The 11,058-nt window shown below is 63.0% G+C and carries 13 protein-coding genes; 6 read left to right on the plus strand and 7 right to left on the minus strand.

Features of this window, described 5'->3' with window-relative positions; all coding sequences use genetic code 11:
• A partial coding sequence (gene rpoD / locus ACXJ7R_RS15120) for an RNA polymerase sigma factor RpoD (RefSeq protein WP_457152534.1) occupies nt 1-871 on the plus strand: 871 nt, incomplete at its 5' end.
• Between the two features lie 117 nt (nt 872-988).
• On the opposite strand, the gene ACXJ7R_RS15125 is transcribed toward rpoD, so the two are convergent.
• Entirely contained in the window at nt 989-2,047 is a 1,059-nt protein-coding gene (locus tag ACXJ7R_RS15125) for a TauD/TfdA family dioxygenase (RefSeq protein WP_457152535.1), read from the minus strand.
• A 321-nt stretch (nt 2,048-2,368) separates the two neighbouring features.
• Between ACXJ7R_RS15125 and ACXJ7R_RS15130 the strand changes: the two genes are divergently transcribed.
• The 3 genes from ACXJ7R_RS15130 to ACXJ7R_RS15140 all read left to right on the plus strand — a co-directional run bounded on the left by ACXJ7R_RS15130 (nt 2,369) and on the right by ACXJ7R_RS15140 (nt 4,258).
• A complete protein-coding gene (locus tag ACXJ7R_RS15130; RefSeq protein WP_095091717.1) occupies nt 2,369-2,662 on the plus strand; it encodes a GYD domain-containing protein in 294 nt (97 codons plus the stop codon).
• 104 nt (nt 2,663-2,766) lie between these two features.
• On the plus strand, nt 2,767-3,825 hold the full coding sequence (locus ACXJ7R_RS15135; protein WP_457152536.1) for a DMT family transporter: 1,059 nt from the start codon (nt 2,767-2,769) through the stop codon (nt 3,823-3,825).
• A 40-nt stretch (nt 3,826-3,865) separates the two neighbouring features.
• A complete protein-coding gene (locus ACXJ7R_RS15140) occupies nt 3,866-4,258 on the plus strand; it encodes a thiol-disulfide oxidoreductase DCC family protein (protein ID WP_457152537.1) in 393 nt (130 codons plus the stop codon).
• A 68-nt stretch (nt 4,259-4,326) separates the two neighbouring features.
• On the opposite strand, the gene ACXJ7R_RS15145 is transcribed toward ACXJ7R_RS15140, so the two are convergent.
• A complete protein-coding gene (locus ACXJ7R_RS15145; RefSeq protein ID WP_457152538.1) occupies nt 4,327-4,584 on the minus strand; it encodes a DUF2798 domain-containing protein in 258 nt (85 codons plus the stop codon).
• 272 nt (nt 4,585-4,856) lie between these two features.
• Here ACXJ7R_RS15145 and ACXJ7R_RS15150 point away from each other — a divergent pair, with 272 nt between their 5' ends.
• The gene (locus tag ACXJ7R_RS15150; protein ID WP_457152539.1) at nt 4,857-5,534 is read left to right on the plus strand and encodes a PadR family transcriptional regulator; all 678 of its coding nucleotides are present in this window, start codon (nt 4,857-4,859) and stop codon (nt 5,532-5,534) included.
• A gap of 232 nt (nt 5,535-5,766) precedes the next feature.
• Nucleotides 5,767-6,063 (plus strand): HlyU family transcriptional regulator, encoded by a 297-nt coding sequence (locus ACXJ7R_RS15155; RefSeq protein ID WP_457152540.1) that lies wholly within the window; start codon nt 5,767-5,769, stop codon nt 6,061-6,063.
• Between the two features lie 61 nt (nt 6,064-6,124).
• Here the strand turns inward: ACXJ7R_RS15155 and ACXJ7R_RS15160 are convergent, their stop codons facing one another.
• The 5 genes from ACXJ7R_RS15160 to ACXJ7R_RS15180 all read right to left on the minus strand — a co-directional run.
• Nucleotides 6,125-6,919 carry an ATP-binding cassette domain-containing protein gene (locus ACXJ7R_RS15160; protein ID WP_457152541.1) on the minus strand — a complete coding sequence of 265 codons (795 nt, stop codon included), beginning with the start codon at nt 6,917-6,919 and terminating at the stop codon, nt 6,125-6,127.
• Complete coding sequence (locus ACXJ7R_RS15165; RefSeq protein WP_457152542.1) at nt 6,919-8,016, minus strand: ABC transporter permease; 1,098 nt, start codon at nt 8,014-8,016, stop codon at nt 6,919-6,921. The genes ACXJ7R_RS15160 and ACXJ7R_RS15165 overlap by 1 nt, the downstream gene beginning before the upstream one ends.
• 55 nt (nt 8,017-8,071) lie before the next feature.
• Complete coding sequence (locus ACXJ7R_RS15170) at nt 8,072-9,028, minus strand: rhizopine catabolism ABC transporter substrate-binding protein (RefSeq protein ID WP_457152543.1); 957 nt, start codon at nt 9,026-9,028, stop codon at nt 8,072-8,074.
• 156 nt (nt 9,029-9,184) lie between these two features.
• Nucleotides 9,185-10,084 carry a myo-inosose-2 dehydratase gene (gene iolE, locus ACXJ7R_RS15175; protein WP_457152544.1) on the minus strand — a complete coding sequence of 300 codons (900 nt, stop codon included), beginning with the start codon at nt 10,082-10,084 and terminating at the stop codon, nt 9,185-9,187.
• Nucleotides 10,081-11,058: Gfo/Idh/MocA family protein (locus ACXJ7R_RS15180; protein WP_457152545.1), on the minus strand; the 978-nt coding region annotated here is incomplete at its 5' end. The genes iolE and ACXJ7R_RS15180, both read right to left, overlap by 4 nt.

Consider the following 11,058-nt stretch of genomic DNA (forward strand, 5'->3'; position numbering starts at 1 on the left):
CGGCTGGAAGGAATTCACCAAGAACGAGAAGGACGCCATCCGCGACCTGCGCGCCGAAATCCAGCATCTGGCCACCGAAACGGCGATCTCGATCCTGGAATTCCGCAAGATCGTCAATCAGGTGCAGAAGGGCGAGCGCGAAGCCGCGATCGCCAAGAAGGAAATGGTCGAGGCCAATCTGCGTCTCGTCATCTCCATCGCCAAGAAATACACCAATCGCGGCCTGCAGTTCCTCGACCTGATCCAGGAAGGCAATATCGGCCTGATGAAGGCGGTCGACAAATTCGAATACCGCCGCGGCTACAAGTTCTCGACCTACGCGACATGGTGGATCCGGCAGGCGATCACGCGTTCGAYCGCCGACCAGGCGCGCACCATCCGTATTCCGGTGCACATGATCGAGACGATCAACAAGATCGTGCGCACCTCGCGCCAGATGCTGCACGAGATCGGCCGTGAGCCGACGCCGGAAGAGCTGGCCGAAAAACTCGCCATGCCGCTCGAAAAAGTGCGCAAGGTGCTGAAGATCGCCAAGGAGCCGATCTCACTCGAAACGCCGGTCGGCGACGAGGAGGATTCGCACCTAGGCGATTTCATCGAGGACAAGATGGCGATCCTGCCGATCGACGCGGCGATCCAGGCCAATCTGCGCGAGACCACCACCCGCGTGCTGGCCTCGCTGACGCCGCGCGAGGAGCGCGTGCTGCGCATGCGCTTCGGCATTGGCATGAACACCGACCATACGCTGGAAGAGGTCGGCCAGCAGTTCTCGGTCACCCGCGAGCGCATCCGCCAGATCGAAGCCAAGGCGCTCAGGAAACTGAAGCATCCAAGCCGTAGCCGGAAGCTCAGGAGCTTCTTGGACAGCTGAGCAGGGACGGCGTCGTCGCCGGCCAGCTCAATTGACGCCGATACCGATGCCTGCTGCGGTGTGCTCTTCGAAGGGCATCAACGCCGCGAAGGCCTGGGGCGTCCGCCCGTTGTCGATCTACCACAACGGCACGTTCAGCCGCGTCCCCTTGACGATGATGCCGCCCCGGTCGCCGATCTCTATCGAGCCATAACGCTGCCTGAAGCACTCGGGCAGCGGTCGGTCKCCCGGCACTGACAACCACAAACGCAGCATATGGCGCCGCTTGTCCGGGTCTGGCCAATCCCGAAAGCCGCTGCGGTCGTGAAGCAGCGAATGATTGTAGACGAACTGCATGTCGCCGGGCCGCAGGCGCATCGACAGGTTTAGTCTGGGATCATTGGCAAGGCTGTCGAAGAGATCCAGCGCTTCGATATGTGTGGTGCTGAGCCGCATGGCATCCGGAAAGCGTTGCGCGCTGTCGATGTACTGGCGCTGATAGATGCCGGTCAGCAATCCCGCATGCCAGTTGAGAACCGGGATTTCGAAGTAGGGTTTTTCCCCTTCCGGTATCTCGCCGCGCCGGTCGGTGGCGATCGGATCAAACAGCAGGCGGGTGAGATCAGGCCGCTTCCTGCGCATCACGTTGTAGATCGTCGCTGTGCTCACCAGCAGGGACTCGCCGCCTTGCATGGCATCGCGCCGGCAGAGCAGACCGACGACATCGGCGGAGTCGGTGTGAAACGTCTGGCGCTCAGAGGTCTGGTAGATGCGCGTCGTGGCGTCCCTGGCGTCGGCGCCTATRTCGCGGACGTGGCCGAGGATATGGCCCTGGGCATTCTGGGATCGTGCGCTTCCCAGATGCGCGCCAATCCCGCAGAAAATCGTTGCCGCCCTTTGCGCTGAATATCTCTCGACCGGGAGACCGCGAAGCACCTCGAAGCCAATGCCGGCGATCAGTTTTTCGCGAAGGGCGGCAAGATGGCCGACAAGCCGGGGCAAGGGGAAGTCAGCCTTGGTCAGGTTGCCGATGTCCTGCGAGCGGGCGAGAAAGCCGGTTGCCGCCAACTCCAGTTCCGCGACGTCGCGCGCATCCAGTTCGACCAGCCAACGCTCAGGATGTTTCGCCATGTCCTCGCCGGTCCATGCGGCAGGACTCTCGATCGATTCCGGCGGCAGGTCGATGGTTTCGCGCATGAAGCTCTCCGGCGGCTGGATCGGTCTCGGTTGCCGGCCGGGGATTTCCGCCAGATCGACGGCCACGACCGAGATTGCCGCAATCGGGCGGGTTTTAAAACCGGCTTTCCCCGGTCGGTGCGCCGACCGTCTTACGGCCGTCGCTTTGCCGCCGCCTCGCGAGGCTCGTCTTTACCCAGCAACAGGGYGTCGGCGCGGTAGTCCTTGCAGGATGTTCGCTGCGGGAGGATAATTTCGACGTCGGATGCATTTTCTGGGCGACAAACCCGGATGCCCGCCCCGGCGAAGCCGCCGTGCTCCGTGGCCCGGAGGGAGGTGTGCATGACAAGCTATATCGTGCTGATGAACTGGACGGAACAGGGCGCCAGAAATGTGCGCGATTCACCGAAGCGACTCGACGCCGCCAGGAAGCAGCTGGGAGACATGGGCGGATCGTTCAAGGCGTTCTACCTGACCATGGGTGAATACGACATGGTGGCCGTGGTTGAAGCGCCCGACGACGCGGTCCTGGCTCGCTTCTCGCTGATGCTGGCGGCGGCCGGCAACATCAGGACGCGGACGCTGAAAGCCTTCCCCGAATTTGCCTACCGCGAGATCATCACCTCGCTCGGGTAGTGCTCTCAGAACAGCGCCGAGGCTGAAGCGCTTCAGGTCCTTGTGTAATGCATGTCGCCCAAATCCGCTGCGCAGTTTTGGGCGACATGCACTAGGATGGGGCCATGTCCGAACCGAATTCACATGCGCATCTGTGGCCCGGCGTGCCGCTCGCTCTTGGCTCCGCCATCCTGTTCGGCGCTGCGCCGCCGCTGTGCAAGCTGCTGCTCGACAGCGTCAATCCCTTCATGCTGGCCGGTCTGCTCTATCTCGGCGCCGGCGCCGGGCTGGCCCTCTATCGCTCGGCTCGCGGCGGCGGCGGCGGCGAGGCGCAACTGACCGCCAGGGACATACCATGGCTGCTGCTGGCGATCGGCGCCGGCGGCATCGTCGCGCCGGTGCTGCTGATGTTCGGCCTCGGCCTCAACACCGCATCCAGTTCCGCGCTGCTGCTTAATCTCGAAGGGTTGGCGACGATGGCGATCGCCTGGCTCGTCTACCGCGAGAATGTCGACCGCCGGCTGCTCCTGGGCGCCTTCGCCATCGTGGCCGGCGCCGTTCTGCTGTCGTGGCAAGGTGAGGGCGTTGCCTTCAACCTTGGTGCCGTGCTCGTCGCCGCGGCGTGCCTGGCGTGGGGGCTGGACAACAATTTCACACGCAAGATCTCGGCCACCGACCCGGTGGTGATCGCCATGCTCAAAGGGCTGGTGGCTGGTGTCGTCAATGTCGGGTTGGCGCTCGCCGGCGGGGCTTCGTTTCCGCCAGCGTCGATCGTCGCAGTCACCGCGGCCGTCGGCTTCTTTGTCATCGGGGTCAGCCTGGTGATGTTCATCGTGGCGCTGCGTCATCTCGGCACGGCACGGACAGGGGCGTATTACTCGCTCGCCCCCTTTATCGGCGCGCTGCTGGCAATCGTCGTCCTGGGTGACGCCGTCACGCTCAAGCTTGCGGTTGCCGGGCTTCTGATGGCCTTCGGACTCTGGCTGCATCTGTCGGAACGCCATGAGCACGAGCACGACCACGAGGAACTGGAACACGAGCACAGCCATGTGCATGACGAGCACCACCAGCACCGTCATGACGGACCGGTGAGCGAGCCGCATTCGCACTGGCACCGGCATGCGCCCATGCGCCACCGGCATCCGCATTATCCCGACCTGCACCACAGGCATGGCCACGGTTGAGCATGATCCCAGGAAACAGGTACCGGTTTTTGGAGGAATCATGCCCGAGCAACGGGCCAAGCCTTTGCTGACCGTCTGGTACAACACACGCTGCCCGGTTTGCGATGCCGGTATCAGCCGGCAAAAGCGGCGGCTGATCGAAGCGGTCAAGGCCGGGCGGATCGCGTTTCGCGACATCAATCTTGAACCGGCAGCACTTGCTCGATTTGGTGCGTCGCTTGAGGATGTCCGCCGCCGGCTGCACGCCACCGACGCCGACGGCCGACTGCTGGTCGGTGCCGATGTCGCGATTGCCGTGTGGCTGATAACGCCGGGCGAGGGCTGGCTGGCGACGGTGTTAGGCAATCCGGTCGCCTTGCCGTTGACGCGCTTTGCCTATGATCAGTTCGCCGACCTGCTCTACGCCTGGAACCGRCGCAACGGCCGCTGGTAGCGGTTCCTCGTCGGTGACCGGGGCGAATGGAGGTCCCGAACCATTTGCGGACCTCCCTTCGCCAGGCCCTATCGGCCGGCCGGCTCGCAGAGTGCGCCGACGATGCGGCGCACCATCGGCAGCACCAGCAGCAGCGTTGGAAACGCCACCAGCCAGGACAAACCCCAGGCCGTCATCCAGATCGTCGGCAGGCCGGGGTGGAAACCGAGGCTTTTCAGCGTCGAGATGAATGAGACAATGAAGGTCATCAACAGCGACAGCACCAGCGGGCTGAGGATGGCAGCATAGCGCGCAGGCAGCTTCCTGCGCCGATTTCTTGCAGTCATTTTGGGAGTTTCCCTGAAGTGTCCGGTCCGTCGCATTTGGCATCCATTCGCCGGTTTTCGGCGCAATTGCCCGGAAGGACCGGGGTTGGATGCGTTGCCTGACGTCAGACGCTTACGGAGCAGCCGTGGCGCTCGCGGGCCTTCTAGCGGCGCGTTCCGGCAAAAGCAAGCCTCTGGCGCGGCATTCAGATACATCGTAAGATATATCTTGACTCCAGCGATTGGTGCGCCTAGTTAAGATATATCGTAAGATAGAACTCAAGGAGCAATCAATGCACAAGCAATTCGGGCACAATCATTTCGGCGAGCGCATATTCATGCACATGGCCGGCAAGTTCGGCGGCCGTGGCGGCGGCTTTGGCCCGTTCGGCCATGGCGGTCGTGGCGGCGGACGCGGCGGGCCGGGCGACATGTTCCGCGCCGGGCGCATGCTGGCCGACGGCGATCTCAAGCTGATCACGCTGTCGCTGCTGGCCGAGGCACCGCGCCACGGCTACGACATCATCAAGGCGCTTGAAGAGCGCACCAGCGGCATCTACAGCCCGAGCCCGGGCGTGGTCTACCCAACGCTGACCTTCCTGGAAGAAGCCGGCTATGCCGCTTCCGCGGCCGACGGCAACAAGAAGGTGTTTTCGATCACCGAAGCCGGGCAGGCGCATCTCAACGACAACCGCGAGATGATCGACGGCGTGCTCGACCACCTCGAGCGCTTCGGCCGCAAGATGGCCAAGGCGCGCGACTGGTTCGGCTGGAACGACGAGCGCGAAGAGGGCGGGCGTCGCGGCGGTCGTGGTGGCCGCTCGGAAGCGCGCGACGAATTCCGCGCCGTGCGTCACCGGCTGCGTGCGGCTCTCGGCGATTTCGTCGATGCCCCGGCCGACAAGCAGGCCGAGGCGATCGCCATTCTCGAAGGTGCCGCCGAGGCGCTGGAAGCGCTGTCGCGCGGCTGAGGCCGCCCGTCCAGTACCGCCAAAAGCCAGAACAGACAAAAGCTCGGGAACCCCCGGGCTTTTTGTCATTTCGATTGACCGGCTGCGGCAGGCTGACGAGATCGATCTGCCAGCCGACGTCTTCATCAGGGGGCTGGAATGCGGCGGCACATTCGCGCATTCTGGAACGACAGCGTCGTGAATCGCGAACAGGGCAGGCCGCGATTGCAGGGCGAACAGGGAGATTTGAGCGATGTCTTTTCTAAAACGTCTTTTCGGTGGCGGTGGCGAAGCCGAGGCAGGTGAACCAAAAAGTGCAGCGCCGGCCAAGCAGGTCGAGCACAAGGGGTTCCTGATCAGCGCCACGCCCTACAAGGCCGAGGGCCAGTACCAGACCTGCGGCGTCGTCTCCAAGGAGGTCGATGGCGTCGTCAAGGAGCACAAATTCATCCGTGCCGACCGCTTCGCCGGGCTCGACGACGCCGTCGACATCTCGATCAAGAAGGGCATCCAGCTGGTGGACGAGCAGGGCGAGCGGATCTTCCGATAGGGCAGGACCGGTCGAGGCGACGATCGTCGGCTTTGCGCCAGCTGGTTGACCTTTACTTCCCCTACGCGGGGCTGCCTTTGACCGCTCTATTGAGTTCCTGTTCCAGGTCGACCAGTTCCTTGCCGCCGGCCATCAGATTGAGCAACTGATCGCGATCAATTTCGCTTTTCGCGTAGGTGCCGGTGCATCTGCCGCGCTTCAACAAGGTAAAGCGGTCGCCGACCACATAGGCGTGATGAACGTTGTGGGAAATGAAGATGACGCCGATGCCGCGCGCCTTGGACTGGACGATGAGCTTCAGGACGACAGATGCCTGATGGACCCCCAGCGCCGATGTCGGCTCATCCAGGATCAGCACCTTGGCGCCGAAATAAACGGCGCGGGCGATGGCCAGGCACTGCCGTTCCCCGCCCGAAAGCGTGCCGACAGGCTGTTCCGGATCGCGCAGCTGGATGCCCATCGCCGACAATTCGTCATACGCGGTGCGGTTGGCGAACTCGGCGTCAAACTGGCTGATCGGGCCGAACTTGCGCATTGGCTCGCRCCCGAGAAAAAAGTTTCGCGCCACGCTCATGAGCGGCACCAAAGCCAAGTCCTGATAGACCGTTGCGATGCCGCTGTTGCGCGTATCGGCCGGTGACGCAAACCTCGTCGGCTTGCCCTGGACGCGGATTTCACCCTCGTCTGGCGCGTAGACGCCGGACAGCGTCTTGATCAGCGTCGACTTGCCCGCGCCGTTGTCGCCGAGCAGGCAATGGACTTCGCCCGGACATACGTCGAACGACACATCCTTCAGCGCAACGACCGATCCGAAATACTTGCTGACCGACTTCAGTTCGACATAGGGCTCGGCCATCACCGGCTCCTCATGGCGCGGTTGCGCACATAGCTGTTGAACAGCACGGCGATGACCATCATGGCGCCCATGAACAGCTTGAACCAGTCCGTGTCTATGCCGGTGTAGAAGATGCCCATCTGCACCACGCCGAAGATCAATGCGCCGAACATGGCGCCGACGGCCGATCCGTAGCCGCCGGTGAGCAGCGTGCCGCCGATGACGACGGCTATGATGGCCTCGAATTCCTTCTGGGTGCCGCGCAGCGTGTCGGCCGAGCCGGTGACCAGGACCTGGATCGCAGCAAAGAGCGCGGCCGCCATGGCCGTCATGACGAACAGCGTGATCTTGGTGCGCGCCACCGGTACACCGAGGTTGCGCGCGGCGTTGGCTTCACCGCCGGCGGCGAAGATCCAGTTGCCGAAGCGGCTGCGCGTCAGCAACCAGGTGCAGATCAAGGTCAATGCGATCCACCAGACGATCGACACCGGAATGCCGGAAATCGACGGCAGTCCGTCCGCCCGCTTGCCGACCAGGCCGATGTCCGAAAGCCAGGCGATCAGGCCGGAAAACACCTGGCCTGAAAACAGGCTGTTGAGAGGATCGTTCAACGCCAGTTCATGCACGCCCGAAACCTGGGTCCGCCCGGATATGCCGCGGGTGAGACCGAGCGTCAGGCCGCGCAGCATGAACAGGCTTCCGAGCGTCACGATGAAGGAGGGCAGCCCGGTCTTGACGACGGCGAGCCCGTTGAGCGCACCGATACCGCCGCAAACAGCGAAGGAAAACAGCAGCGAAAGCCAGATGGGCCAGCCCCAGAATACGGAAGGGATCGCGATCAGGATCCCGGCAAAGCCAATCATCGAGCCTACCGACAGGTCGAACTCGCCCGCGATCATCAACAGGGCCACGGGTGCGGCGAGAATGCCAAGCTGGGCCGAGACCTCGAGGAAATTGATGATCCCCTTGGCACTGAAAAGTCCCGTATTTCCCGCCGTGATGGCGAAGAACACAAAGACCAGAACGGTCCCGGCCGCCGCGCCAAGTTCCGGCCTGCTCAACAGGCGGCTCAGGCGGGAGACGGACCGGATCCGCTCGTCGCGAACCTCTGCAGCCATGGATGCGTTACCTTCATCGGTGAAAGCGGCCGGGCCGGAGCCCGGCCGCCAGCGGTTAACGCTTGCCCTGTTTTGCCAGATCGATGACCGAGGCGGCAGTATCCTTGGTGACGAAACCGGGGCCAGTCGGATAGTCGGCGATCGGCATGATCTTGTACTTCTTCCAAAGGTCGAACATCGCGACCGGGATATAGCCCATGGCATATTGCTGGGCGTCGATGCCCCACTCCATCTTGCCGGCAACAACGGCCTGCAGGATGGTGGGAGACAGATCGAACGTGCCGGTTTTCACCTTGCCCGCGAGGCCCATTTCATCGAGCGCGGCCAGCGTTGGTTCGGCACCGCTGGCGCCGACAGCGAGAATGAACTGCGTATCGGCATGGGCGGTCATATAGGCGATCATGCGGTTCTTCATTTCGGTCGGGTCGATGACGCCGTTCATCACCGGAACATCGACGCCCAGCCCCTTGGCAAAGCCMGCGCAGCGATCGTCAAGGCTGGAATTGCCCACCTCGTGATTGGCGCAGACCGCCTTGGTGAGGCCGAGTGCCTTGATGCGCTCGCCGGCCATGACGCCCGCCTGAAATTCGTCCTGTCCCATGAACAGCAGGCCGCCAAGATCATGAGTCAGCTTCGAGCCGCCGGAGTCGATGACGATGACCGGGATGCCGGCGGCAACGGCATTCTTGACCGGACCTGAAAGGGCCGCGGCGTCGGGGATCGAAACAACCATCCCATCGGGCTTCGAGGCTGTAATGGCGTCGATCATTTGCGCCATCTTGGCCATGTCGAATGTTTCGGGCGCCAGATATTCGGCCTTGACGCCCAGGGTCTTGGCCGCATCGTCCATGCCGTTCTTCACGACCGACCAGTAGGGGTCGCCGCTCTGGCCATGGGTTACAAACACCACGTGCGTATCATCGGCGGCCGCAAGACTGGTGGCCGCCGCCATCATCGTGACGCCGGCCAGCAGGCCGAGCGCAGGCTTTATTAACTTCGCAAGCGAAAACATAACAACCTCCTGTTTGTTTTCCGCCGCCGCAGTTACGGTCGGCAGTCCAGTTGCCCCTTCAAGGTGTGTTGTTATTCCATGACCTGAATCTTCGCACACCTCTGTCCAGTTTCATTCATCAGCACTGGTTCCTTGGAGACCAAATAGTGGCCTCGATCATTCCCTGACAGTAAATCCGGCTTCCCCAGCCATGCGCGACAAATTCCGGAATCCCATCGTCGCATAGGTCAGCGGGTTGGCCTTGCTGGGATCCTGCTCGGCCTCGACGACCAGCCAGCCGCTGTAGCCGTTGTCGGCAAGCACGCGCAAAATGGCCGGGTAATCGATGAACCCGTCGCCGGGAACGGTGAATATCCCATCCATGACCGCCCCCATGAAACTCATGTCTTGCGCGCGGGCCCGATCAAGCACGGCCTTGCGCGCGTCCTTGCAATGCACGTGCACGACGCGCTTGACGTGCGCCCTGATCAAAGCCAGCGGATCGCCGCCCGAGAATATCGAATGGCCGGTGTCGTAGAGCAAGCCGACCGCCTCGCCGGTGTGGCGCATCAGCAGGGCCACCTCGGCATCGGTCTCGACGATGGTCCCCATATGGTGGTGAAAGGCCATGCGCACGCCGAAATCCGCCATCCGCTCGGCCAGCGCGGTCAGTTTGCGGCCGTAGGCCGGCCATTCCTGCGGGCTCAGTGCCGGGCGTTGCGAGATCGGTCCCCAGATGGCGTCATGGCGTCCACGCGAGGTGTCGGCATAAACGACATGCGCCGCGCCCATATCCTTCAACAGCTGGAGATGCGGCATGATCGCATCCATTTCCGCGCTGACTTCCTTCTCGTCGCAGCGGCCATCATACCAGCCCGAAATCACGGCAAGGCCATAGCGCTCCATGATCGGCTTCAGCTCGGCCGACCGGCGCGGGAACTTGCCGCCAAGTTCAGTGCCGGAATAGCCGGCCTGTTTGGTCTCGCCGAGACAGACCTCGAGTGGCGTATCGCCGCCGAGTTCCGGCACGTCATCATTGCTCCAGGTGATCGGGTTTATGCCGATGCGAACCGTCACGGGCGAGCTCCTGATTGCTTGAGCTGGGCAAGGTGGCGCCGGGTGAGCCCGGCCAGCAGCGTCATGTCGCGACGCGCCTGCTCGGCGGTGTTACGCACCGGCGTGCCTTCGACGATCGCCGACCAGAAACCCTTCAACTCCTCGACAAACGCCTCTTCGTATCCGCTGCGGATGTCGCGGCTGGATAGCGTGTGGCCGTCGCTGGTGCGCAGGGTCAGCCGTGTCGGTTGGTGGTTGAGATAGGGCGAAGGGAATTCCAGTTCGAGCGAGGCTTGGTCGAAGTAGAGCGTTATGCGCTCTCGGTAGTCGGCGAGCCCAGGTACGGCCAGATGCACCATGTTCCACAGCGCCTGGCCACCGAGCAGCCGCACGGCACCCTGGCCGCCTTCACCCCTGGCAAAAAGCGAGGCGCCGACAATGTCGCCATCCGTGACGCCGAGCGCATCGAGCAGCCCGTGGACGGCGTTAACGTCGTGCACGATCGCTGAACAATAGGCGCCGACAAAACCACGAAAGGCGTCGGGATCATCCAGTCCAGGCACCGCTCGAACCACCTGCTCGCGCTGCCTGGCTTCGGTCACGGCAACCAGATCCACCGCGACGTCGTCACCCCGGCATGTGGAATGGTGCCGGACAAAGGGCCAGGCGTCGGGATCGTTGACCTCGACCGAAATGTAGCGAAGCGTCCGCGCCGTGCCCGGCAGCATCTTCAGCGCCGCCTCGTAGCTCGGATCGAAACGCTTCATGTAGCCGACCTGAAGCACCTTGCCGGCGCGATCCCGGGCGGCGATCAGGTCGTCGATGTCCCCGGCGCTGTAGCAAAGCGGCTTTTCGCAGAAGACGTGCAGCCCCCGGGCGAAGGCGGCGAGAGCCTGTTCCCAGTGCAAGGCATCGGGGGAGGCTATGACTACGGCGTCAAGCGGCATCGCAAGAAGTCCGTCGAGATCGGCGAATGTAGCGAGGCCGAATTCCTC

This window comes from Mesorhizobium sp. P5_C1, assembly GCF_054049815.1.

What these genes read in the sequence shown, in the direction of transcription:
- ACXJ7R_RS15130 (WP_095091717.1), top strand. Translation starts at nt 2,369, where the DNA reads ATGACAAGCTATATCGTGCTGATGAACTGGACGGAACAGGGCGCCAGA.
- ACXJ7R_RS15135 (WP_457152536.1), top strand. Translation starts at nt 2,767, where the DNA reads ATGTCCGAACCGAATTCACATGCGCATCTGTGGCCCGGCGTGCCGCTC.
- ACXJ7R_RS15145 (WP_457152538.1), bottom strand. Translation starts at nt 4,584, where the DNA reads ATGACTGCAAGAAATCGGCGCAGGAAGCTGCCTGCGCGCTATGCTGCC.
- ACXJ7R_RS15150 (WP_457152539.1), top strand. Translation starts at nt 4,857, where the DNA reads ATGCACAAGCAATTCGGGCACAATCATTTCGGCGAGCGCATATTCATG.
- ACXJ7R_RS15155 (WP_457152540.1), top strand. Translation starts at nt 5,767, where the DNA reads ATGTCTTTTCTAAAACGTCTTTTCGGTGGCGGTGGCGAAGCCGAGGCA.
- ACXJ7R_RS15165 (WP_457152542.1), bottom strand. Translation starts at nt 8,016, where the DNA reads ATGGCTGCAGAGGTTCGCGACGAGCGGATCCGGTCCGTCTCCCGCCTG.